This window comes from Paenibacillus sp. 01T443, from assembly GCF_056398325.1.
Window position 1 is genome coordinate 334666 of the sequence record NZ_JBFTPE010000005.1, and the last position, 23502, is coordinate 358167.

The 23502-nt window shown below is 48.3% G+C and carries 21 protein-coding genes; 5 read left to right on the forward strand and 16 right to left on the reverse strand.

From position 1 onward, the window contains the following. Positions 1-18 precede the first annotated feature (18 nt). Entirely contained in the window at positions 19-534 is a 516-nt protein-coding gene (locus tag AC1DLI_RS09140) for a RidA family protein (RefSeq protein WP_477601695.1), read from the reverse strand. Between the two features lie 127 nt (positions 535-661). On the opposite strand from AC1DLI_RS09140, the gene pdxR reads away from it, so the two are divergent. Beyond that, positions 662-2074: a MocR-like pyridoxine biosynthesis transcription factor PdxR gene (pdxR, locus tag AC1DLI_RS09145; protein ID WP_477601697.1), complete on the forward strand. Its 1413-nt coding sequence runs from the start codon at positions 662-664 to the stop codon at positions 2072-2074. Positions 2075-2129: 55 nt separating this feature from the next. Next, the gene (locus AC1DLI_RS09150; RefSeq protein WP_477601699.1) at positions 2130-2993 is read left to right on the forward strand and encodes an HAD-IIB family hydrolase; all 864 of its coding nucleotides are present in this window, start codon (positions 2130-2132) and stop codon (positions 2991-2993) included. Positions 2994-4033: 1040 nt separating this feature from the next. Here AC1DLI_RS09150 and mglC read toward each other — a convergent pair. The 6 genes from mglC to AC1DLI_RS09180 form a co-directional block, all read right to left on the reverse strand. After that, positions 4034-5050: a galactose/methyl galactoside ABC transporter permease MglC gene (gene mglC / locus AC1DLI_RS09155; RefSeq protein WP_477601701.1), complete on the reverse strand. Its 1017-nt coding sequence runs from the start codon at positions 5048-5050 to the stop codon at positions 4034-4036. Between the two features lie 30 nt (positions 5051-5080). After that, a complete protein-coding gene (locus AC1DLI_RS09160) occupies positions 5081-6598 on the reverse strand; it encodes a sugar ABC transporter ATP-binding protein (RefSeq protein ID WP_477601703.1) in 1518 nt (505 codons plus the stop codon). A 109-nt stretch (positions 6599-6707) separates the two neighbouring features. Further along, a complete protein-coding gene (locus AC1DLI_RS09165) occupies positions 6708-7718 on the reverse strand; it encodes a galactose ABC transporter substrate-binding protein (protein ID WP_477601705.1) in 1011 nt (336 codons plus the stop codon). A 125-nt stretch (positions 7719-7843) separates the two neighbouring features. Then, on the reverse strand, positions 7844-8827 hold the full coding sequence (locus AC1DLI_RS09170; protein WP_477601707.1) for a substrate-binding domain-containing protein: 984 nt from the start codon (positions 8825-8827) through the stop codon (positions 7844-7846). Then, a complete protein-coding gene (locus AC1DLI_RS09175; protein WP_477601709.1) occupies positions 8827-10575 on the reverse strand; it encodes a cache domain-containing sensor histidine kinase in 1749 nt (582 codons plus the stop codon). The genes AC1DLI_RS09170 and AC1DLI_RS09175 overlap by 1 nt, the downstream gene beginning before the upstream one ends. After that, positions 10575-12227 carry a response regulator gene (locus AC1DLI_RS09180; RefSeq protein ID WP_477601711.1) on the reverse strand — a complete coding sequence of 551 codons (1653 nt, stop codon included), beginning with the start codon at positions 12225-12227 and terminating at the stop codon, positions 10575-10577. The genes AC1DLI_RS09175 and AC1DLI_RS09180 overlap by 1 nt, the downstream gene beginning before the upstream one ends. Before the next feature lie 284 nt (positions 12228-12511). Here AC1DLI_RS09180 and AC1DLI_RS09185 point away from each other — a divergent pair, with 284 nt between their 5' ends. After that, positions 12512-12916 (forward strand): SET domain-containing protein, encoded by a 405-nt coding sequence (locus AC1DLI_RS09185; protein WP_477601713.1) that lies wholly within the window; start codon positions 12512-12514, stop codon positions 12914-12916. Positions 12917-13029: 113 nt separating this feature from the next. On the opposite strand, the gene AC1DLI_RS09190 is transcribed toward AC1DLI_RS09185, so the two are convergent. Further along, positions 13030-13629, reverse strand: coding sequence for a TetR/AcrR family transcriptional regulator (locus tag AC1DLI_RS09190; RefSeq protein WP_477601715.1), 600 nt, complete (start codon positions 13627-13629; stop codon positions 13030-13032). A gap of 307 nt (positions 13630-13936) precedes the next feature. On the opposite strand from AC1DLI_RS09190, the gene AC1DLI_RS09195 reads away from it, so the two are divergent. Both AC1DLI_RS09195 and AC1DLI_RS09200 read left to right on the forward strand, forming a co-directional pair. Further along, positions 13937-14704, forward strand: a complete 768-nt coding sequence (locus tag AC1DLI_RS09195; protein WP_477601717.1) for an SDR family NAD(P)-dependent oxidoreductase — start codon at positions 13937-13939, stop codon at positions 14702-14704. 23 nt (positions 14705-14727) lie between these two features. Continuing rightward, positions 14728-15480 (forward strand): SDR family NAD(P)-dependent oxidoreductase, encoded by a 753-nt coding sequence (locus tag AC1DLI_RS09200; protein ID WP_477601719.1) that lies wholly within the window; start codon positions 14728-14730, stop codon positions 15478-15480. 155 nt (positions 15481-15635) lie between these two features. Here the strand turns inward: AC1DLI_RS09200 and AC1DLI_RS09205 are convergent, their stop codons facing one another. From AC1DLI_RS09205 to nikB, 8 genes are all read right to left on the reverse strand, one after another. Beyond that, entirely contained in the window at positions 15636-16202 is a 567-nt protein-coding gene (locus tag AC1DLI_RS09205) for an NAD(P)H-dependent oxidoreductase (protein ID WP_477601721.1), read from the reverse strand. 94 nt (positions 16203-16296) lie between these two features. Further along, positions 16297-16824 carry a TetR/AcrR family transcriptional regulator gene (locus AC1DLI_RS09210; protein ID WP_477601723.1) on the reverse strand — a complete coding sequence of 176 codons (528 nt, stop codon included), beginning with the start codon at positions 16822-16824 and terminating at the stop codon, positions 16297-16299. Positions 16825-17061: 237 nt separating this feature from the next. Further along, a complete protein-coding gene (locus AC1DLI_RS09215) occupies positions 17062-18654 on the reverse strand; it encodes a family 10 glycosylhydrolase (RefSeq protein WP_477601725.1) in 1593 nt (530 codons plus the stop codon). A 168-nt stretch (positions 18655-18822) separates the two neighbouring features. After that, the gene (gene nikE / locus AC1DLI_RS09220) at positions 18823-19653 is read right to left on the reverse strand and encodes a nickel import ATP-binding protein NikE (protein ID WP_477601727.1); all 831 of its coding nucleotides are present in this window, start codon (positions 19651-19653) and stop codon (positions 18823-18825) included. Further along, a complete protein-coding gene (gene cntE / locus AC1DLI_RS09225; RefSeq protein WP_477601729.1) occupies positions 19650-20861 on the reverse strand; it encodes a staphylopine family metallophore export MFS transporter CntE in 1212 nt (403 codons plus the stop codon). Before cntE ends, nikE begins: the two co-directional genes overlap by 4 nt. Next, the gene (locus AC1DLI_RS09230; RefSeq protein WP_477601731.1) at positions 20858-21694 is read right to left on the reverse strand and encodes an ABC transporter ATP-binding protein; all 837 of its coding nucleotides are present in this window, start codon (positions 21692-21694) and stop codon (positions 20858-20860) included. Before AC1DLI_RS09230 ends, cntE begins: the two co-directional genes overlap by 4 nt. Beyond that, positions 21694-22545, reverse strand: coding sequence for a nickel ABC transporter permease subunit NikC (gene nikC, locus AC1DLI_RS09235; RefSeq protein ID WP_477601733.1), 852 nt, complete (start codon positions 22543-22545; stop codon positions 21694-21696). The genes AC1DLI_RS09230 and nikC overlap by 1 nt, the downstream gene beginning before the upstream one ends. Then, on the reverse strand, positions 22542-23486 hold the full coding sequence (nikB, locus tag AC1DLI_RS09240; RefSeq protein WP_477601735.1) for a nickel ABC transporter permease subunit NikB: 945 nt from the start codon (positions 23484-23486) through the stop codon (positions 22542-22544). Before nikB ends, nikC begins: the two co-directional genes overlap by 4 nt. Between the last annotated feature and the right edge of the window lie 16 nt (positions 23487-23502).

Sequence of the window (23502 nt, forward strand, 5' to 3'; positions counted from 1 at the left end):
GTGAAGACAAATGCAACGTCAATAAAATGAAATAGAGGAACCTTTCTCAGCAGCGATTGGCAATCGTCCATCCATCGCAACCTCAAATACGGATTCGACGATGACGGGCAGCTGCCCCCTTAATGAGTTTGCGCCCAATACCGACCGGGCATGAAGACCCTTCTCGCCGAATACCTCCAGCATTAGATCAGAGAAGCCGTTCAGCACTTTATGATGCTCCTCAAAGAGCGGATCAGCATTCACAAAGCCTTGGACCTTCACAACCTGCTTCACGTTTTCCAAATCACCCAAAGCATTTCTCAATACTGCGAGAACCTCTACCCCAGCCTGCCTTGCAAATTGATAACCTTCCTCTGTCGAAAAATCACGGCCAAGCTTGCCTTTCACCTCAGCAGCTGGTCCTTTTCCTGAAACGAATAGCAGTCCGTTCGAAAATACAGAGTTCACATAGTTTGCTGCCGGATCGCTTGCCTGCGGGAGCACAATGCCTAATTTCGTTAATCTTTCTTCAATGGTACCTTCTATCTTGGTCATATTCTCCCTGCTCCCTTATCGTAGTAGATGATTGATGTAGGCCTTTGTCAAAGCATATACTAGGATTGACCCCTGACGAAGTGTCAGATATGCACTTAATTTAAGGGTCAGACTGCGAGTAATGAGAATGGAACTATTACTGCCCAGGGATGATCATCACCCCTTATATTTGACCTTATATCAGCATATTCGAGGACTTATACAGGATGGCACTCTTCAGGATGGCACTAAATTGCCGTCTATTCGTTCTCTCCGCGAACAAACCAAGCTGAGTAAAACAACCATTGAAACGGCCTATCATATGCTGCTCGAAGAGGGTTATGTCTACAGCAAGCCGCGCGCAGGGTTATTTGTCATTCATCCACAAGCCGCCCCAGGCGCCAAGTCAAAACCGGCTAAGCCTTCTAATATAGAGCATATTCTGGCGCATCGGCATGCTGATCCTCTTCCCCTGCACAACGAGAAAGTAATTGATTTCAGCTTGCTAGCCGTAGATGGGGACTCCTTCCCCCTTCGTCCATGGAAATCCGTTCTCCATGACGCGCTGTCTCTCCACATTAGCAGCGTCCATCAATACGGAGATCCACAGGGCGAATATGGCTTAAGGCTGCAATTAGCCCACTATTTGAAGAGCGCGAGAGGCGTTAACTGCTTGCCGGAACAAATCATCATCGGCGCAAGTTTCACTTACAGCACTCAAATCCTTTCTATGCTTTTGGGTGGCGGCGGTAAGATTGCAGTTGAAGAAGCCGGTATCGCGCAGGTGGGAGCGATCTTTGCGCAGCATGGGTTCGCTGCGCTCTCTGTGCCTTTTCACAACCTGGAGCTGCTGGCTGCGGAATTACAGAAAAAGGACATCCAGGCGCTCTATGTTACCCCCTCACATCGGCCATCGGCCAGCCCGTTGCCCTATGCAACCCGGCAGCTGCTGTTGAACTGGGCCGTTAATAACAACGCCTTTATTATCGAGGATGACTATGACGGGGAATTTCGATATTCCGGAAAAACGATTCCTTCGCTGCAAAGCCTAGACGATCACGGCTCTGTTATTTATATTGGAACCTATTCCAAAGCCTTCACGCCGGCATTGCGATTGAATTATATGGTTGTGCCCCCGCAGCTAACAGCTAAGCTCCAATCGATCCATTACGCGCTCTCCAGCCCTTCGCGAATCGATCAATGGGCGATGCAGCTGTTCATGGAACGAGGCCATTGGTATCGGCATGTTCGAAAGATGCGTAATCTCTACCGCAAGAAGCTTGCCATGCTCCTGCAATATATTGACGTTTATTTATCGGATCGGGTGATGATCAACGGGGAGTCCAACGGTCTACATATCGAATTAACCGTACAAACCACAAGAAGCGCAGATGAGCTGATACAGTTGGCTACGGCTGAGGATGTAAGAGTTTACGCCTCTCAGAACCCCGCTGCTGCATATGGCGATGCGCCGAGAATCTACCTCGGTTTCGGAGGCTTGACGGGTAGAGAGATGGAACAAGGCATCCGCTTGCTAGCCAAGGCTTGGTCGACCGTTTAGCTGCCAACAAAATTTTCATAGTTATAGAATGAACATAATGAGAGGGGGCCTTTTTTTGGGAAACAAACATTTTCTAACCGATCTCGATGGAACACTGCTGCATTCCGATGCTTCGTTATCACCGTTTACTATTAACATCGTTAGCCATGCCTTGGAACAAGGCGTTGTTATCAGCTACTCGACGGCAAGAAGCTATATCAGCTCTCATAAAATCGTGTCCGTTATTCCATGGAAATACCCGATTATTTTGTATAATGGCGCTGTGATTTTTGATCCCCTATCCATGAAGGTCATTGGCGGCTGCTGGCTGGACAACAAAACGACCAATGAAATTATTGAACTGGGGAGAGCTCTGGAGCAAATTCCGCTTTTGTTTGCGCTTGATGAGGAGGACAAAGAACGTGTGCTGCATGAGAAGCTGATTCGAACCGGGGATATATCTTTTTATAACAGCCGTCCGGGCGATCCACGGTTTGGAGAACTTCCTCGGCTGGAATGCCCGGATTCATTTAGAACGTTAATCGTGACCTATATCGGATTGCTGCATGAGCTCGAACCGCTAAAAACCGAGGTTGAGCATCGATTTGGTAACCGGGTGCATATCCATCTCATGAAGGACGCCTACATCGAGAACCACTACTTCCTAGAATTCAGTCACAGTAAGGCTAATAAAAAAGAAGGACTGAAGCAGTGGGCGGAGCTGGTGGGCTGCAAGACCGGGGATGTCACTGTGTTTGGAGACAATCTCAACGATTTAGGTATGTTTGAGGAAGCTGGAACAAAAGTGGCCGTATCCAATGCGCATCCTGCTCTCAAAGCGCTGTCCACGCTGGTGGCAGCGAGCAACGATGAAGATGGCGTGGCCAAGTATATTAATCGTGTGACGGGAGGTATTCCATCAGAAGCTATCGATTCGTAGGCAGATGAATAAGCTTGAATAGAGGTTACACTATACACCCATAACAAGTTCACTTTTGGGGAATTCATCGTATGAATTAACAGGAAAATATGGCGCTAAATCCATCGGAAATTGATACTAATTACGTTTAGCGGTAAAAAACGGCGTTATTTCGGGTTACGAGCTTGTTAATGCAAGTAAACGCGAGAATTAGCGCCAAAAATTACTGTTAATTGGTTGGTAAGTTCTAAATCGGCGAGATTAACGCCATATTTTACCGCTATTTGGTTGGTAATTCGAAACAAGCGAGATTCGCGCCCTCTTTTTCCGCTATTGTTTATCGGTAAGTGAAATAGCAGCTGCATAAAAGAATAGAATAAGCGCTTGGAAGAAACGAAAGAGCGGTTTGGTACTGGTGGAGACGGTTTTGGTATTGGTTGAGGGTTTTTGTACGGTTAGAGCGGTTTGGTACTTGTTGAGGGTATTTGTACGGGTGGAGTGCTTTGGTACTGGTTGAGGGTTTTTGTACGGGTGGAGTGGTTTGGTACTGGTTGAGGGTTTTTGTACGGGTGGAGCGGTCTGGTACTGGTTGAGGGTTTTTGTACGGGTGGAGCGGTCTGGTACTGGTTGAAGGTTTTTGTACGGGTGGAGCGGTCTGGTACTGGTTGAGGGTTTTTGTACGGATGGGGCGGTCTGGTACTGGTTGAGGGTTTTTGTACAGTTGGTGCGTCTGGTACTGGTTGAGGGTTTTTGCACGGATGGAGCGGTTTTGGTATTGGTTGAGGTTTTTTGTACGGATGGAGCGGTTTGGTACTAGTTGAGGGTTTTTGTACGGATGGAGCGGTCTGGTACTGGTTGAGGGTTTTCGTACGGATGGTGCGGTTTGGAACTGGAGGAGCGTCAGCGTTCGCCTTTGTCTCCCTATTTCTACCGCAAGCAGCGGTATATTCGAAGAAATAGGGAGACAACAGCGGCCGGAAGTCCAAACCGTGCTTTGCATCCTGCACAAAAAAAGCTGCCCTAGGTCATCGACCTTCGGACAGCTTCTTCATTTCTGCATATTATTTCTTAGCTACATATTTACGGATATCGAATGCAACGGCAACGACGATGATCAAGCCTTTGATAATCAGCTGCCAGTTAGGATTGATACCGATGTAAGTCAAGCCGTAGTTGATGACCGTGAAAATGAGAACACCTGCGATGATACCCTTCACTCGGCCTACGCCGCCTGTCGTCGAAACGCCGCCGACCACACAAGCTGCAATGGCATCAAGCTCATACATATTGCCGTAGTTGTTCGAAGCTCCGCCTGTACGCGCTGCTTCCAGCACGCCAGCCAAGCCGTACAAAGCGCCGGCAATAGCATAAATCCACATCAAGTTGCGAGCTACGTTAATCCCGGATACGTGGGCAGCTTGGATGTTGCCGCCGATGGCGTACATGTTTTTGCCAAGGCGCGTTTTGTTAAAAACGACCCATACGATAAAAGCTACAAAAATAGCGATTAGAACGATATAAGGAATTGCGAATTGACCGCCGCCGATCGCGCCTGTGCCAATTTCCGTAAAATCCTTGCGCAGACCGCCGATTGGCTGCGAGTTGTTCGGCGGCATATCGAAGTAAAGCGAATTCGCGCCGTATACCGCGACCATCGTACCGAGCGTCGCAATGAAAGGCGGAACGTTAAATTTAGCTACGATTACACCGTTGAGAAGCCCTACCAGCAAACCAACCACAATCGCGATAACGATTGGGATAATCAGCGCCAGCTCCGGCAAGTTAGGGAAAAACTTGCTTGCGTAATCCGGCATTTGAAGCATGGATGCCGATACGACGGCACTGAGTCCGACCACACGTCCAGCCGACAAATCCGTCCCTGCAGTAATAAGTACAAAAGCAGCTCCCAGTGCAATAATAACCCGAGTTGAAGATTGCACCAACATATCTCTAAGCGTTGTTATCGACAAAAAGTTAGCATCGATAATTGCGATTCCGAGGATCAATGCGACAAGCACGATCCAGATTGCGTTTTGCGAAAATGCATGTTTTATTTTCAAGCCTTTAGCAGCATCCATTTGTCTTAACCTCCTTCAAATCCTCCAGCATTAGCCCGTCTGTGCAGCAAGCCGCATAATACTTTGTTCCGTCGCCATATCACTCTCTAGAATACCGGTTGAGCGACCTTCCGACATGACCATGATGCGATCCGACATGCCGATTAGCTCCGGCATCTCCGACGAAATCATAATGATACTTTTCCCTTGCTTCGCAAGCTCGATAATAATGCTGTAAATTTCATATTTAGCGCCAATGTCGATGCCTCGCGTCGGTTCGTCCAGCAGCAAAATATCCGGATTCGTGAGCAGCCAGCGAGCCAGCAGCACCTTCTGCTGATTACCGCCCGATAGGTTTCGGATAAGCTGATCGACAGACGGCGTTTTCGTTTTGAATTTCTCGACGCCCTTTACTGCTTCTTCTCTCATCTTCGACTCGTTTAGGAAACCGAAACGATTCTGGTACATGCCGAGATTGGCAATGGCTGTATTCTCCTTAACGGATAAGACTGGGAAGATACCCGTAACCCGACGTTCTTCCGTCAAAAGAGCGATTTTATGTTTTTTTGCATCAATCGGCGACTTGATTGTGATCGGCTTGCCATCCTTATAGACGGTGCCCGATTTTACGGAACGAAGTCCAAACAGCGCTTCGACAAGCTCTGTTCGCTGAGCTCCAACAAGACCGCCAACGCCAAGGATTTCTCCTTTTCGCAGCTCGAATGATACGTCCTTGAATGAATGTGCATGCGGTGATGTCAAGCCTTCGACCCGCAGCATGACTTCGCCCGGCTTGTTCGTGCGTTCCGGGAAACGATCCGACAGATCGCGGCCAACCATTCGGGTAATAATCGTATCGATCGTCAGCTCAGGAGCCGGCCATGTCCCGATATATTTACCGTCACGCATAATCGTCACATCATCCGAAATTCGTAATATTTCTTCCATTTTGTGCGAAATATAAATGATAGAAACGCCTCGTGCCCGCAGCTTGTTGATAATGGCAAACAGCTGCTCCACCTCATTGCCTGTCAGCGAGGAGGTCGGCTCATCCATGACGATGATTTTCGAATTAAACGATACGGCTTTCGCAATTTCAAGCGATTGGATTTTGGAAACGGACAATTCGCCAACCAGCTGGTTCGGGTCAATCGCCATGTTCAAATCCTCAAACAGACTGACCGTGTCGCGGTGCATCTTTTTATGATCAATAAACCGGAAAGGAGCAAAGCCTTTTACCGGAAATCTGCCAAGCCAAATGTTTTCCATCACGCTGCGCTGCGGCACTGGATGAAGCTCCTGATGGATCATGGATACGCCGTAGTTTAGCGCGTCCTTCGAGTTTTTAATCTCAACCTTTTGTTCATCAAGAAAAATTTCGCCGGCATCCGGCTTGTAAATTCCAAATAAGCATTTCATCAATGTAGATTTGCCTGCGCCGTTCTCGCCCATGAGTGCGTGAACCGTGCCGGGACGTACTTTCAGCGTTACATCGTCTAGCGCCTTAACACCTGGAAACGTCTTGGTAATCCCGTTCATTTCAAGCAAATAAGGATGCTGCTTTGCCATCGTATAGCCTCCTTTTGTCGAGCCCGCCTAGCGTAAACGGGCGAAAAAAAACAGGGGCAACGCAAGTGACGTTATCCCCTGCTCTCGTTCATCCATCCAAATACCGTTATTATTTGCTCTCTTGCGTTACTTTTTGGTATGGAATCCATACATACTTGCCATCTGTAATTTCGAAGCCTGTATTTTCTTTTGTCGGTGTTTCTCCCGCTGCAAGAACGCTCATCAGCTCAACCGTTGCTTTACCTTGGTTTGCCGCATCATTCAGAACCGTACCAAGCAATGTGCCTTCTTTCAACGCTTGCTGTGCCGGATCCGTAGCATCTACGCCAACAACCGGCATGAATTTATTGTCTTTGAAATAACCGGCAGCCTTCAACGCTTCAATTGCGCCAAGCGCCATGTCATCGTTATTTGCTAGAACTGCTTCGATTTTGTCGCCTTTAGAAGAAAGGAACGCTGCCATTTTCTCTTGGCCTTTTACGCGATCCCACATCGCCGTATCTTCAGCAAGCTTCTCTACTTTAATGCCTGCATCTTGAATCGCTTGTACGGAGAACTTCGTCCGAAGCTCAGCGTCTTGGTGACCCGGCTCGCCTTTGAGCATAACGTATTGCAGTACGCCGTCGCCGTTTTTATCCGCTTCCGGATGCGCTTTCCAGTACTCAGCAACAATTTCGCCTTCCATTGTGCCGGACTCTTCTGCTTTAGCGCCTACGAAAAAGGCTTTGTCCCATTTCGCCAAATCGTCAGCAAGCGGCTCGCGGTTAATGAATACTACCGGGATATTCGCTTTTTGTGCTTTATCGATAATAATGCCAGCCGCTGTACGGTCAACCGGGTTAACCGACATTGCTTTTACTTTTTTCGTAATAAACAAATCAACTTTATCATTTTGAGTCGGCTGCGAGTTTTGGCTATCTACGATATCTACTGCCATTTTACCCTCTGCCGCTGTTTCGATGGCATTACGCACACCGCTCATGAATGTATCGTCAAATTTATAGATTGCAACGCCTGCTTTTGGCAAACCGCTTGTGCCGCCCTCTCCATTCGCGCTTCCGCAACCTGCCGCTGTAACTGCTAATGCTCCGATAACGAGCGCTGCTGTCCACTTTTTCATTCTTTTTGGCCCCCTGGTGGATTAATTAAGTACAGCTTCATTATGTCGTAATTCACGAGGGAATCACATGTAATATCCTCATCACTTTTATTAATATCCTCATCTGTTTGCCATTCTATTTTTCCTTATTGCACAACAGGGAATAAAAGCTTCTGATTTTTTAGCCAAAACATATTTTCTTCCGTAATGAGCTCCATACTCATCTCTACGCGCTCAGGTACAGCCTTTCCTTGCGCAGCCTCCAGCGCATGCTTGACGCTCAGATAACCCATGCTGAACGGATTTTGTACAATTAATGTCTGCAGCTGATTTTCCTGCAGCAGCTCGAGCAGCTCCGGCGAGCTGTCGAAGCCGACCAGCTTAATCCGCTCGCCGGCCTGCCGGCGCTTGAGCTCCAGTGCAGCGCCGATCGAAGTTTCCGTATTGAGCGACATCACTCCGTCTATCTGCTGCTTGTCCATCATCTCACGAACCGCTTGCTGGCAAGCCCCGTATTCATCCGAGCAAAATTGACTGTCTACGATCCGGATCCCCGGATACTGCTTAACGGCATCACGGATCCCTTTCTCCCGGAGGCCTCCATTAATGCCGCCTTTGCTGTAAGCTGCGATTACGACATCGCCTTCCCCCCCAAGCTGCTCGGACATCTCTCGCATCGCTCGTTTTCCTGCCATATAATTGTCCATGCCGATATAAGAAGCGATTTCTCCCGACGTCAGCAGGCTGTCAATCGCGATAACGGGGATATCGCGATTGGCAGCTTCGATTAGAAACGGCTCGAAAGCGGAGTCCGCATTTGCCCCCAGCACGATCGCATCGGGCTTCGTCTCCAGCGACTGCATCGCCGTTTGGAGCTGTGTATCAATATCCCCTTCGTCCGCAGGTGCCGATATATGAAGATTAATGCCAAATTCCTTCACGGCTGCCTGCGCTCCCATCGTCACGTTTTGCCAGTAATCTCCTTTGCTTGAGCGGAGGATAAGCTGGATCGTCTTTCCCGCTTCCTCCTGCTTCGGCTGCGCAGAGCCGGGATTAAGGGCAGAATACAGCAACCAGCCAGCCGCAATGAAGAGCAGCCAGCTCATTATGATTCCTTTATGCTTAACCATCAGGACCGCTCCCCTTCCTCTATTTGTTCAGGCGTTAGAGCAGGGAAACGAATCGTCACCGTTGTACCGACTTCCTGCTCACTTTCAAAATGAAGCCCGTAAGCATCGCCGAAATAAAGCCGGATTCTCTCCTGTACGTTCATGACACCTACACCCGATCCTTTAGAGCTAACGACCGTTCCCGATAAGATTTTTTGCAGCCGCTCCTCCGACATCCCCAGTCCGTTATCCTTGATTTGAATGACAATCTCGCTGCCTTCAAGCTTTGCCGATATGGCAATATGGCCTTTATCGACCGAGGGCTCGATCCCATGCACGAGCGCATTCTCGATCAGCGGCTGTACGATTAGCTTCAAAGTTGAATGAGCCAGCGCCTCCTGCTGCAAATCAAAGGAATAATCGAATTTATTTTTGAAGCGCATTTGTTGGATAACTAAATAGTTTCGTGCATGCTCCATTTCATCGTCAATCGTTATTAAACTCTTCCCTTTTCCAATACTGATCCGGAACAGCTTAGACAACGCGGTAATCGTCGTAATAACCTCTTCGTTCTTGTTCATGCCGACCATCCGCACGACTGTATTTAACGTATTGTACAGAAAATGCGGATTAATTTGCGCCTGCAGCGCCTCCAGCTCATACTTCCGTTTGCTCTCCTGCTCCGTTACGATTCGGTTCATCAATTGCTTGATCGTGCCGATCATAATGTTAAAACGATCCGCTAGATGCTTGATTTCAAGCGGCCCCTCGCCGCTGACCGTCTTATCGAAATCGCCGCGCTCTACGCTTTTCATCGACAGCTCCAAATGCTTGATAGGTCTCGAAATACGCCGGGCCACCATGCTCGCTAACAGGAAAACAATGAGTCCTAAGGCAATTAACAGCTTGGACATCGAACGGTTCAGCTCCCCGCTTGCCGTCATCACCTCGTCCATATAGGAGACGCCAACAACCTTCCAACCGACGTTGCCGATCGTTTGCACGCTTATCATTTTTGCATCCTCAGTGGATTCATCAATAAAGCTGCCATAGGTATGCTTAAGCGCAAGCTCTACGTTCTCTTCCTTTAGATTCGCATAAATAAGTTCAAGCTGCGGATGATACACGATGTTGCCGGCCGACTCATCCAGCATATATACGTAACCTTTCTGTCCCAGGCTGATCCGCTCAGAAAGCTCGTCGATCGTATTAAAGTTCACATCCATCAGCAAAACGCCATTCACCTGCTTGCCGTTATGCCACACCGTGATGCTCTTGCTGATCGACACGACCCACCGGTATTGCTGCTTGTACAAATTTTGCACATGGGGCAGCGAGATCGACAAATGGCCGGCCGTATCGAGTGCGCTTCGGAACCAGCCTTCCTCCGTAATTTGCAGCGTTTCCTTTAATTCTACATTCGGCAAATCGAGCAGCAGCTGCCCCTTATCGTCAAATAAGACGAGCGAAACGGTATCGGTCCGTGTCGACATCATCGATTCCAGCTGCTGACGCATCATATCGGATTTCACATCATTGCTTTGGCCGAGTGCATGATGCATCATATTGAACAGGTCAGAAGTGACCTCTACGTAGTTTTCCAGATTGTAGCTAACCTGATCTACAATTTGCTGCGAATTGCGAAATGCATTTTCTTTAGCCGTTGCCGAGAACCGGCCGTACAGCACGACGCTGACAATCAAAATAATAAAAATCGAGAACAAGGTGAAGGACACCGTCAAAATAAACTGTATGCTTCTGCGCTGCATCACTTCTCCTGCTCCGTCAAGCCGCTTCTATATTCTTTCGCCGATACGCCGGCATATTTTTTAAAGCTCAGGCTAAAATAATTCGGATCCGCGAAGCCGACCTTATCCGCAATCTCGAAAGCCTTCAGCTCCGTTGTCCGCAGCAGCTCTTTGGCTGCTTCCATCCGAAGCTGCAGCAAATAGGCGCCAAACGTCAGCTTTAGCTCCTTTTTGAACAAACCGCTGAAATACCCCGCGCTGATATGCAGCTGCCCGCATACCTTTGCGATCGATAAATCACTTTCGTGGAAATGGCTCTTGGTGTAGCTGATCGCATCCTCAACGATTTGTTTGTAAGTATGCTGCCTTTGGCTTGCGATGCGGCTGCGCACTTTCGCGCACATTTCACCAAACCACGCGCGCGTCTCCTGTACGCTGTTCAGCTTCTGATACTGATTTAGGATGCCGAACCCTCCTCCGAAAATTTCTTCGGTATCGCTGTCAAACACCTTCGTCATTTTAATAATCGCCGTGACCATTTCAAGCAAATAATGCTGGTATTCATGCACTGGTGCCTGCACGCGCGCAATCTCGTCAAACAGCCCGTCAATTACCTCTTCAAGCTCTTTCTCCGTTCCCAGTTTTACGGCGCGAATTAAGCTTTGCTCCTTCCATTCATCGAACAGGAGCTTCTCATGAGACAGATTTTCCATATCGTCAATGCAAATGATTAAATTATTGCCGAGTATACGCCGGTAATCCAGCGCTACAGCTGCGGCCTCATACGCATATTTCAGGTTATCAATATCCTTCGTAAACGTCCCCACGCCAATCATGACCGGAAAGCGCAAAAACTTCTCGATGCTTTGCAAAATTTCCTTTAATGCATCCTGCGTTTGCTCCATCATTTTCTCCTGATCGGAATGGGGGCTTACCGTGAACAATACAACCTGGTCCTGATGGATAAAAACTTTGCCAAGCTCATGCCGGGCCCAGATTTCACTTGCTATGTTACTAACGGAAAACAGCTTTAAATCCAAATCGGATGATTCTGCCAGTGATATGGAGGGCGTCTCCGCAGCTACCTCATTCTGATTATCCGAATGGTTAACGGCAATAATTGATACGACGTAACCTTCGCCTTCGAGCTGCATGCCGTATTTTGCGGCTTTTGAAGCAATCTCCTTATGCGGCTGCTTACGCGTAATTAAGGAAGACAGAAACTTCTCGCGAACAATGGGCAGGCTTGTGCGGTAATGCTCCTCCAGCAGCTCAATATTGCCCCTCTGCTCCCGCTCCTCGTCCATTCGTTTTGCCACTTCCACGACCGTATCGGTCAGCTGCCCTGCTGAGAACGGTTTCAAAACATAAGCCTCCACCTGTAGATGGATCGCCTGCTTCGCGTATTCAAATTCATCGTGTCCGGACAAAATAACGATACGGGTAATCGGGTACGTTTTCCTTACCCATTCCGAGAGCTCAAGGCCGTTCATATAAGGCATACTAATATCGGTAATGAGCACGTCAGGCTCCATTTTTTCAAAAAGCTCCATCGCTTCCTTGCCGTTCCCAGCCGTCTTCACCTCTGAGAAGCCGCACCTTGTCCAATCAATCTCTACCATTAATCCTTCTGTAACTTCCGGCTCGTCATCGACGAGCAGCAGCTTGTACATGTGGCTCCCCCTAAAAACTTTGCTCTGAGCTCGACGCAAGCTTGTAAGCTGCGTTCCGCCTTTCTCATTTTGCCATAGATTTCACCATTGTAAATAAGAGATCGCCGATTAGATTATGGTTTCTCATTTCCGTGCCTTATTATTCATTCCAAACGGTGACAAAACGACTACTTTTGCTGCATGCAGCTGGCTATTTCCTCTTTATATTGATATATTACCTAAGGTGAGCAGGATTCTTACAGAACAAACAGCTCCTTAGACTAAAGAACGCGCAGGTGACGAACATGATTGAGGTAAAAACTTCTACGCTCAGCGATGGAGAGTTAAATAGAGGGGTATTTGCGACACGCGATATAGCAAAAGGCGATTTGATCCATGAAGCACCCGTCATTCCCTTCCCGAACGAAGAGCATGAACACATAGAGAAAACCATTCTCGCGGATTACGTATTTGAATATGGCTCTAATCACACGGCTATCCTGCTTGGATACGGCATGCTGTTTAACCATTCCTATACACCTAATGCTTATTATGATTTGAATTTCGATAATCATACCGTCGACTTTTTTGCCCATACGGCCATCGCCGCAGGGGACGAGATTCTTATTAATTATAACGGCGAGGTCGATAATGATGATCCGCTTTGGTTTAATGAGGATAAGGAAGAAGCAAGCAGCGATCCCTCCTAATAAGATTTTCCCCAATAAAAAACGAGGCTGTTCCACGCAAAATGTGGAACGGCCTCGTTTATTTTCAGCTTATTTATGCGAATAGCTCGGTCCCTACTTCCATTTTGGTTTTCCTATTTTTGTCTTATAAATTCAATATAGTCCATCCGGCTGTTCACCTGCATAAGGAGCTGCTCCGCCATGTAATGCGCCGAATATTTAAAGCTTGTTTCCGCCCAATACATAATAACGCCGACCGTCGCAGACATTCGGTAGCTTAGCATAATTTCATAATCGATCGGCGGATCGCTCTTTTCCATCTCAATATGCATATCCGTCCTCATCGACTCCCGCAGCACGTCGACAAGCTCAAGCCCCAGTCTTTTATCGATAGACAGCAAAGCCATAAATTCATCCTTATGCTTCTCTACATGCTCGAATAGCTGCAAGCTGGATGGGTAAATGTTTGTTGCCTCCACCCTCTCCATCCCCTCGTAAGGAATCAATAGCGTCTCAGCAAAGCCCCGCAGAAATTCGTCGTGGATCTCACGCAGCAGCTCTTCTTTGCCAATAAAATGGTTATAAAAGGTTCCCCGGTTGTAATCGGCCCGTTCCGATACATCCAATATCGTGACAAGCTCATAACCCTTTTCAAGAACAAGCGCCACGAAAGCCTCTTTGATTGCTTGACGGGTTCTTCTTATTCTTCTGTCCGTGTGTGCTTCCATCGTCATGAAGTTCATGCCTCCACCATTATACTGCTATTATTATAGCCCATCCGATCACATTATCGCGATTTGAACAGAAAATCCGCAGCATCAGAACCAATCACATCCACCAAACGATTCAACAAAACGGCAGCTAATGTTCAATTTCGTCATCAAAAATGACATCTCTTTCGCTTCTGTTGAATACATGACATATGCGGCTTTACTGCTCATTGTCGATGCGGTTCATCGAGAGTTATCCTAAATATAGAGCACGGCATACAAACATCCGTCCTCATGCTAATCCATTTCAACGAAAAGGAAGCGAAATGATATGAGTCAACCACAAGTGAAAACAGCTGTCATTACAGGCGCCGCCGGAGGTATTGGCAAAGAGCTTGCCCGCCGTTTAGCTGAGCGCGGTATTAACCTCGTTCTGGTCGATTTGAACGAAGAGGCATTGTTAAAGGCCAAGGAAGAGCTCGGCCTGAATGATCATAATGCACTGATCGTAGCCGCGGACGTTTCGAAGGAAGAGGACGTTCAAAACTATGTAAATAAAGCGGTCGAGAAATTTAGCACCATCGATTATTTTGCTAATAACGCGGGTATTGAGGGACCTTCGGGCCTCGTCGAGGAACAAAGCGTCCAAGCACTCGATCTCGTCTACAACGTCAACGTCCGCGGGGTTTTCCTAGGACTCCATTACGTCATTCCCGTTATGAAAAAACAAAAATCAGGTGCGATCCTGAATACATCATCGCTGGCTGGATTAATGGGGGCGCCAGGCATGTCTCCTTACATCATGTCCAAGCATGCGGTTATCGGACTTACTCGCGTCACTGCCAACGAACTCGCACCATATGGCATTCGTGTGAATGCCGTGCTTCCAGGAACAATTAATACGCGTATGATGCGTCAAATAGAAGAGAATTTCGGCAATGCAGAAGATTTTAAAGCAGCCAACGAAGCTGCGACGCCAATGGGTCGCTACGGTGAGCCTCAAGAAGTCGCTGCAGTCATGAATTTCTTGCTTTCCGACGAGGCTTCCTTCGTTACAGCCTCACTCTATACCGTAGATGGCGGCATGATCGGCCAATAATATTGGAGAAGGAGTGAATAGTCATGAAACTACAAAATAAAGTCATTATCATCACAGGCGCCGGCAGCGGTATCGGGCGCGCAACCTCTCTTAAGCTAGCGTCTGAGGGAGCCATTGTCGTTTCCTCCGACTATAATGAAGCAACTGCCAAAGAAACAGCCGAACTCATCAAGCAAGCTGGTGGACAGGCTTCTTATGTCCGTGCAGATGTTTCCAGCGCAGAGGATGTTCAGCATATGATCGATGCAGCCGTGGAAACGCATGGCACGCTCGACGGTATTTTCAATAATGCAGGCGTGGGTGATATTCGATCGTTCGAGGAGCATACACCTGACTATTTCAACCATGTCATCTCGGTCGATCAATTCGGCGTGTACCTTGGCATCTATTACGGATCGAAGAAGATGAAAGAGCTAGGCGTCAAAGGCATTATCGTCAATACCGCTTCCATCTTCGGTTACGTGGCTGCCAAAGGAAGCTTCGCTTACCAAGCAGCTAAAGCCGCAGTCGTCATGATGACGAAGTCAGCCGCGCTAGAGCTTGCCGAAGACGGCATTCGCGTAACCGCCGTGGCTCCAGGCTTCATCGATACGCCGATCATCAAGGATGGCGACGACTTCAAAAATTTCCTTGCCGAACAGCATCTAAGCAAAAAGCTGATTCAACCTGAGCAAATCGCTGATGTCGTAGCTTTTCTATTCTCCAATGAGGCTTCAGCTATTAACGGACAGACGATTCCTGTCGAGGACGGTTTTTTGATTTTCAAGCGTTCATAATACGCGGTATGACTATGGAAAAGCTAAAGCTGCTGGTTCTCCAGCAGCTTTGGCTTTTTTGGCTAGTTGGCCAGGCCTTTGGCGAAGGTTAATTATTGACCAATCAATAACATCTTTCTCTACCTTTGCGGCATTGACTGCCCAAGCCTTAAGATTTAAGCTTTGCTTGCCATGTCTGCGATCTGCTCTAACCAACCGCGTCTCGTATTTTCATCGGATGCCTGAACAGCGTCAAACACAATATGATACATCACATCGAAGCCGCAATATTCAAAGATGCCTTTATCCGAGGTTAACCGAAGCGCCTGGTCCATTCCCGAGGCAGCATATTCGGCATGCGATTTGCCTTGCGTATGAATAATAACGGCCTTCTTGCCCTTTAGCAATCCCATTTGTACGCCATCTACATACTTGTAAGCAAAACCATACGTAAACACACGCTCGATGTATCCTTTCAGGATAGCCGGCAATCCCGTCCACCAAATCGGATAAATAAAGGTGATGACATCTGCCCATTTTAAATGCTCCTGCTCGCGCTCGATATCCTCTGAAGTTCCCCCGATGATTTCACTGCTGCTAACTACCGCTTGAAAGCCGATTGCGTATAAATCACGGACAACAACCTCATGGCCCTTCTTTTCAAGACCTGTTACTGCTGTTTCCAAAATAGCATGGTTAAAGCTTTCTTTTCTTGGGTGTGCGTAAACGATTAGATGTTTCATATCAATTCTCCTCTCTAATTGGCAACTCGGTAATTTAATTTGTGATTGATCAATCAATAACAAATGAGCGAAAGCCAGCCAAGTATTCCTTGGCTTACTCATTCACAGCCATTAATTCCGGTAAAGACAGCGCCATGGAGATGTTGCACAGCATTCCTCTTGCAAGAAATATCAGCGTCTTCTCCTGCGGTCTTTCGAGGCCCGCCTCTTTAAAGGCCGTATACACGATCTGCTGAATTTCCCGAAACCCATTTTGCATGGTCTCGATAATCGCTGCCTCTTTTATCGTTTGAGCCTGCATTTGCAGCAAGGTCTCATTCTGATAATCGTCCATAATTTTCACGTATGCCCCGACTAATTCCTTCTCAAGCTGTTCAGGACCTGTTGTTGCAATAACCATACGAAACGCATCAAAAATACGTGTCCATGATACTTCCAACGCTTCCTGCAGCAGCGCTTCTTTCGTGGAAAAGAATCGAAACACATAAGGCTGTGAAATTTTGGCGCGTTCAGCAACCTTGGCAGTCGTGGCACGATAATAACCAATTTCCGCAAAAATCTCAATAGCAGCAGAAACAATGTCATTCCGGCGATTAACGGAGGTTGATGGATTTTTTGTCATTGCGTATTCCACCTTTAAACGGCATGTCGTTATTAGTGATTGATCAATCACTAAATTAATATTACTTGAACTTCTGTTTTTTTGCAACCATTTAATTACGATAAGATTGACTAAATGATCCACTCCAATAATAAATGGCTGTCTCTAAAGGTTATGCGCCTTATAGAGACAGCCTCTTTGGTATTAAGTTTGACTTATCGATTATGGCCTGCTTCATATCTGTTTGCTGGTAAACCTTTATTCAGAATAATAAGTACGCAGCTCATCCATGATTCCCAATGTGTTTTTCCGAAGGTCCTTCGCGCTAAAAAATACGTCGCCTTTGATTTCTGCATATTTTTTATTGTATTTTAACTGATTAATCATCTCCTGAGCGCTTTGCCAGCCCGCTTCCATCGTTCCCAGCTTATAAGGGGAATGTCCGATATACAGGTCTACATCCGTACCTTTAACCTCCTGCGCCCACCAATCTACTAATTTATCGTAACGCGCAGCAGTAAAGGATAAGCTCCAATAAATCTGAGGCGTAATATAATCAACCCATCCCCGCTGAATCCACGTCCGAACATCTGCATACATATCGTCGTAAGCCGTGATGCTCGCTTTGGTATCGGAGCCCGTCTTGTCTACCGCCATATTTCGCCACACTCCGAATGGACTGATTCCATATTTCGCCTGCGGATTAACCTTATGAATCGATTCCCCCAGCTGACGTACGAACTCATTAATATTGCTGCGCCGCCAATCTGCTTTTGCTGTAATTTTAGTAGGGTTATAGGCTTGGAATGCCGAATCGTCGGCAAACACGATATTCAATGGATAGAAATAATCATCTAAATGGACACCGTCAACCGCGTACCCGTTCACAACCTCCATAATGGTATCTATAATATGCTGGCGTGCCTCCGGAATGCCGGGATTGATATACAGCTTGCCGCCTGCATTCACGATCCAATCCGGGTGCTGCTTCGTCACATGGTTAGCAGCAAGCTGATCGGTTTTGTTGTCTACGCTTGCTCGGAACGGGTTGAACCAGGCATGAAACTCCATGTTCCGCTTATGCGCTTCTTCAATCATAAAAGCAAGCGGATCATAAGACGGCGCCAAGCCCTGAACGCCTGACAAATACTTCGACCACGGAACGAGATCCGACGGGTAAAAAGCATCGCCTGCCGGGCGTACCTGAACGAATACCGCATTCATCCCCATACTCTGCAAATCATCGAGCAGGCTTACGAATTCCCCCATCTGCTTCACTGCATTTAAGTAGGAGGCTGAAGAAGGCCAATCCAAATTGTATACCGTCGACACCCAAGCCCCGCGCAGCTCCTCAGTTTCTTCGGGGTCCTCATTCGGATCCGGGTCTGGAGCCGGCGGTGTGATTCCGCCTGACAGCAGTGTAATCGTCTTATTGCTCTGGCTCCAATTGACCGTGAGGCCGAGCTGTTCGCTGACAAAGCGCAGCGGTACCATAGCCCTTCCCGCTTTTACCTGGACAGAGGCATCAAGCTTAACGCTTTCGCCATTAACAATCGCCGCCGTGCTTCCGCTATGCATCGTAATCGTCTTATTCCCGCTGCTTTTAATCGTAACCCGCCGCTCGGCAGAGCTCCAAGTCACGCTCGCTTTCAGCTCCTCACTGATGACCCGAAGCGGAACCATCGTTATATTGACCTTCGGGAGAATGTACGGCGCTACCTCACTCTCGATCACCTTTCCATTCAAAATAATGCGAATGCCCGCAGCCTCGGCCGCATGACTGACAGGCGCAGCTGCACTCAGGCAAATAACCGCAATAAGCAGCAAAATAGACCATTTTCTTATTTTCATAAATTCCGGTTCCCCTATCATTTTGCAGTAATCTACCCTACCGGAAGTTAGACGCTTTCTTCTGGTCATTGGTTGCTTGTTTTTGATTGGATAAAAAAATTTTAATAAAACAAATAGATCCGCGTTCCCGATAGGAGACGCAGATCTATTTGTTTTCATTTGCTTGGTTTATGGAGAAAGAAGGCTGTCGCCCTCTCTTCTCAACACACGATCCCTAGGATGCTCAGACAGAACAGAAGCGAATAACTCGCTTACCGCGGGATGCGCGGATGCTGCCAGTTTAGATTTATCGCTGCACAGCTCCACGATCTGTCCTTTGTCCATTACAGCCAGTGAATCCGAAATCACATGGGCCGCCTTTATATCATGTGTAATAAAAAGATACGAAAGGCCAAGCGTCGCTTTCAATTCACTAAGCAGACTCAGGATCCGAGTTTGATTCACCGTATCCAGGCTGCTGACAGCTTCGTCCAATACGATAAGCTTCGGCTTCAAGGCGATTGCCCGCGCGATATTAATACGCTGGAGCTGCCCGCCGCTGAATGTATGCGGGTATTTCCGCATATCTTCTGCCTTTAATCCGACTGCCTCCAGCAATTCTCCGACCCGTCTTTTCCGTTCGTCCCGGGTGAGTTTCCCATAATTATTCAGCGGCTCCGCGATGATCTGCTCAGCCGTCATTCGCGGATTAACCGAGGAATAACAATCTTGAAACACCACCTGCAAATCCCTGCGTAGCTGCCTTGTTGCTTGTGAATCTGAGTTGTACAGGTCATGGCCCTGGAAGATAATCCGCCCCTGGCGCGGCTGTTCCAAGCCAAGAATAACCTTGCCCAGTGTACTTTTGCCTGCTCCGCTCGTTCCGAGCAAACCCAGGCATTGACCGCGTTCAATCTCAAATGACACATGTGAAAGCACGGTCGTTAGACCTCCTGACCCCCACAGCCGTTTGGATGAACGGTACGCATGAGAGATATCCTCAACCTGTAAAAGACTCATCCAATCCTCTCCTGTCTTCTTGATGCCAGCAGGACAAGCAGCAAAGCTGCTAGCCCGATCCCGATACAGCTCGAGAACATAACTCGATACGAATAGCTATCCGCGATGAAACTAAGAACCATTGTGCCTACAGACGTGCCGAAATCAGCAGCTGCAATAAACAGCCCCAGCCCCTTGCCCCGGGCACGTTCAGGCACGATAAACGTTACATAGGTCACCAGAGTCGGATACAGCATTGACAATGCGCAACCGCTGCAAATGGCAGCAAGCACCAGTAGAACCGGCGATCCGCCAAACCGAATCAGCGTCGCTGATACCGTGATGAGCAGAACGAAGAGCGCGATCATGCGGGTCGGAAAATATCCGTTTGTCGGAATCTTCTTGCGTCCTATGAAACGCAGCGATACTAGAACAATCGTCTCGGTCAAGAAAAACAGTCCGGCGTAAGGCATATTCTTCTGCTGCAAATAAAGAGGCAGAAAAGAAGCTACCGTTCCGATGATTACGGAAGCAAGCAGCATGATCATCGAAGGATGCATCAGCTTGGGATCGGCCCACGCTCTGTACGGCTTTTCATCCGCCGCCCCACCCGTTCCCGGTTGAGCGTTCATGATGCGTTCCGGAAGCTTGATGGTCATCCCGACAACCAGAGTCAGCAATGCAAGCGGGATGAGCGCACCAAAGAGATAGAACATCGGTATGCGATCCGCGAAATAAATAACCAGAAAGGGGCCGTACGTATAAGGCAGCATGGAGGAGAGTGAGAAAAGTGACATCCCTTGTCCCCTGCTCTTCTCCGGCAGCGCCTCCACGATCATCAGATGCAGCACCATAGAGACGAAGGAGAGAATAACACCCTGTGCCATACGCAGGGCAGCAAACACTGCTAATTCGTCGATCAGATATAGCGAGACAACAACTGTATGCAACAATAACGCAGCAGTAAATACCCGTCTGGTACCCAGTTTATCGACAATTTTCCCGGCTACCGGCCGCAAAAACATTGAGGTAAACATGTACGCGCCCATAATCAGACCGATTTGTGACGGGCTCGCTCCAAGCTTGTACGCGTGAAGCGGAAGAAGCACAAGCAGCGTATGGCTCGCCGTATAAAACAACAAGGAAACGATATAAATCCGAATGGCATTCGTTCCAAAGGGACGATCCTCCGCGTCCATCTGCAGCTGCTTTTGTATCTGCTGGCTCATGCGTGTACAAGCCCCGTTAATGGCTCAGGCACACTTGACTTCAAATTTGGCCGTGCCTGCAGAAGCTGCTTCGTGTACTCATGCTTCGGATGATCGAACAGCGTATACACATCCGACCTTTCGACAATCTGCCCGTGCTGCATAACGATCACATCATCGGCAAGTTCCGCAATAACACCCAAATCGTGAGTGATCAACAAAACCGCGGTGCCTTGGTTTTGGCGCAGTCGGTCCAGCAGTCTCAGAACCTGCAGTTGATTCGTTGCATCCAGCGCTGTCGTTGGCTCATCCGCGATGATAACCGCAGGCTTCAAGCACATGGAAATAGCGATCATCACACGCTGCAGCATCCCCCCGCTCAGTTGAAACGGGTATCGCCGCATCAATTCAGCGGGACTCGGCAAGCGGACATCCTCCATCGAGGCAATAGCCAGTTCTGCCGCTTCACTCCTGGTCATGCGGGAATGCGTTCGAATCGTCTCGACGAATTGAGAGCCAATCGTAGCGACAGGCGAGAACGCATTCATCGGATTTTGCATAATAAGCCCAATTTCTTTCCCGCGAATAGATTGCATGGCATTAGGCTTCATGCCAATCAATTCGTTTCCATTCAGTCGAATACTTCCCTCAACGCTCGTTTGTTTCCGATCAAGGAGCTGAAGCAGCGCAAGACTTGTCACGGTCTTTCCGCTGCCGCTCTCGCCTACAAGGCCAAGCACCCGGCCAGGCTGCAGCTCGAAACTGATCCCATGGACGAGAGAAGAGATGCCATCTGGCGTTTTTGCTTGCACCTTCAGTCCGTTTACTTCCAATACAGGCTCCGATTGAACCATTAAAGCTCTCCGTCCTTCCCAAAACGCTTCTTGACGCCAAGCCGTTCCGACAACGCTTCACCAAGTAGATTAAACATGACAACAACAAGTAAAATGAGAAGCCCCGGGTACATCATAAGCTCCGGGTTACTCCGAATATAAGCTTTTCCTTCATGAATCATAGAGCCCCACTCAGGCGATGGAGGCTGTATGCCAAGCCCTAGAAAGGAAAGTGCCGCGATGTCCATAATAGCCCAGCCGATCTCCAGCGTCCCCATGACAACAATCGGCGGAAGCACGTTCGGAATGATATGCCTCCGAATGATATTCCACCGCGAGGATCCGCTGATTCGTGCTGCGGCAATAAAGTTTCGTTCCTTCAAACTAATTACCAACCCCCGGAACATACGGGCATAATATACCCACTGCACGAGCACCATTGCCAGCACGACCTGCGCAAGGCCTGGACCGAAAACGCCGACCAAACCAAGCACGAGCACGAGTGTCGGGAAAGCCATGACACCTTCGCAAAACCGCATGAGAACATAATCCATCCATCCGCCAATGTACCCCGACAGGGTTCCGATAAGCAGCCCAATCCCAAGCGATGAAATGAAAATGAGAGAAGCAAAGCCAAGCGAAACACGTGCCCCGTATAACAGACGAGACAGCGTACAGCGTCCTAGATGGTCAGTGCCCAGCGGATACTCCCATGAAGGCAGATTTAGCTTAAGCGCCAGGTTCACCTGTATGGGATCATGCGGCGCGATCCAAGGCGCAAAAACCGTCAGCAGAAACAACACCAACAAAACAACGGAACAAGCTATTGCGATTTGGGGGCTTCTGATGCCGGCTCGTATGGTCGCTATCATTGCTTAGCCCCCCCTTCCCTGGATATGCGAGGATCGAGCACCATTTGCAGAAGATCTACGATCAAGTTGCAGACGATGAACAAACAAGCCGAAAGGAGCACATAGCATTGAATAACCGGAATATCCCGATTAAAGATAGCTTCAATGAAGTACCTCCCGAAGCCCGGCCAGGAGAACACTTCCTCTACGATGATCGTACCGCCGAGCAATTTGCCCATGTTCATCCCGAGTCCTGTCAACATGGGTGAAATCGCAATTCTTAGCACATGCTTGCCCAGAATGACCCGCTCTTTCATGCCTCTTGTTCTCGCATACAACACATAAGGCTCCTCCAATTGCTCCAGGACAGTCGTTCGCAACAGACGGGAATAAATGGCGATCAACCCCATTGCCAGCGTGAACGAAGGCAGCAGGAGATGCAGCCACGTACCGGTCCCCTGTACAGGCAGAAGATCCAGCTTGACGGAGAAAAAGAAAATGAGCAAGTACCCCAGCCAAAACTGAGGTATCGATGCTCCAAAAAAAGCAATAAGCCTGCTTATATGATCGATAATGCCGTTCTTGTACATAGCCGAAAAGAAACCAATTGGAACGCTAATGATTACGGCTAAAACAATGCTGCCAAACGCCAATTTAAGCGTGGCAGGGATACGCATGGCTATCTCATCCCAGACCGGCTTATTCGTAAGATAAGATGTGCCGAACTCAAGTCGGCACATCTTCATCAGGAATTGGGCGTATTGAACGGGAAGCGGCTGGTCCAAGCCGAACTCATGTCTTTTTTGCTCGAGAATCTCGTCGGTTGGATGAATATGAGCCGCTACCAGATAGGCTTCGGCAGGATCGACCGGCGAGAGATGGACTAAGATAAACGCTAACAGCGTCGCAAAGAAAAAGAGTGGTATGACTGCAAGCAGCCGTTTTCCAATAAAGCTGCCCATGAATGGCCTCCCTGAC

Coding starts and splice junctions, on each gene's coding strand:
- AC1DLI_RS09195 (WP_477601717.1), top strand. CDS start 13,937: ATGAGTCAACCACAAGTGAAAACAGCTGTCATTACAGGCGCCGCCGGA.
- AC1DLI_RS09170 (WP_477601707.1), bottom strand. CDS start 8,827: ATGGTTAAGCATAAAGGAATCATAATGAGCTGGCTGCTCTTCATTGCG.
- AC1DLI_RS09205 (WP_477601721.1), bottom strand. CDS start 16,202: ATGAAACATCTAATCGTTTACGCACACCCAAGAAAAGAAAGCTTTAAC.
- AC1DLI_RS09210 (WP_477601723.1), bottom strand. CDS start 16,824: ATGACAAAAAATCCATCAACCTCCGTTAATCGCCGGAATGACATTGTT.
- AC1DLI_RS09160 (WP_477601703.1), bottom strand. CDS start 6,598: ATGGCAAAGCAGCATCCTTATTTGCTTGAAATGAACGGGATTACCAAG.
- AC1DLI_RS09180 (WP_477601711.1), bottom strand. CDS start 12,227: ATGTACAAGCTGCTGCTCGTCGATGACGAGCCGGAAGTTACAGAAGGA.
- AC1DLI_RS09175 (WP_477601709.1), bottom strand. CDS start 10,575: ATGCAGCGCAGAAGCATACAGTTTATTTTGACGGTGTCCTTCACCTTG.
- cntE (WP_477601729.1), bottom strand. CDS start 20,861: ATGAGCCAGCAGATACAAAAGCAGCTGCAGATGGACGCGGAGGATCGT.
- pdxR (WP_477601697.1), top strand. CDS start 662: ATGGAACTATTACTGCCCAGGGATGATCATCACCCCTTATATTTGACC.
- AC1DLI_RS09185 (WP_477601713.1), top strand. CDS start 12,512: ATGATTGAGGTAAAAACTTCTACGCTCAGCGATGGAGAGTTAAATAGA.
- AC1DLI_RS09190 (WP_477601715.1), bottom strand. CDS start 13,629: ATGACGATGGAAGCACACACGGACAGAAGAATAAGAAGAACCCGTCAA.
- AC1DLI_RS09140 (WP_477601695.1), bottom strand. CDS start 534: ATGACCAAGATAGAAGGTACCATTGAAGAAAGATTAACGAAATTAGGC.
- nikC (WP_477601733.1), bottom strand. CDS start 22,545: ATGATAGCGACCATACGAGCCGGCATCAGAAGCCCCCAAATCGCAATA.
- AC1DLI_RS09215 (WP_477601725.1), bottom strand. CDS start 18,654: ATGAAAATAAGAAAATGGTCTATTTTGCTGCTTATTGCGGTTATTTGC.
- AC1DLI_RS09200 (WP_477601719.1), top strand. CDS start 14,728: ATGAAACTACAAAATAAAGTCATTATCATCACAGGCGCCGGCAGCGGT.
- nikE (WP_477601727.1), bottom strand. CDS start 19,653: ATGAGTCTTTTACAGGTTGAGGATATCTCTCATGCGTACCGTTCATCC.
- AC1DLI_RS09165 (WP_477601705.1), bottom strand. CDS start 7,718: ATGAAAAAGTGGACAGCAGCGCTCGTTATCGGAGCATTAGCAGTTACA.
- AC1DLI_RS09230 (WP_477601731.1), bottom strand. CDS start 21,694: ATGGTTCAATCGGAGCCTGTATTGGAAGTAAACGGACTGAAGGTGCAA.
- mglC (WP_477601701.1), bottom strand. CDS start 5,050: ATGGATGCTGCTAAAGGCTTGAAAATAAAACATGCATTTTCGCAAAAC.
- nikB (WP_477601735.1), bottom strand. CDS start 23,486: ATGGGCAGCTTTATTGGAAAACGGCTGCTTGCAGTCATACCACTCTTT.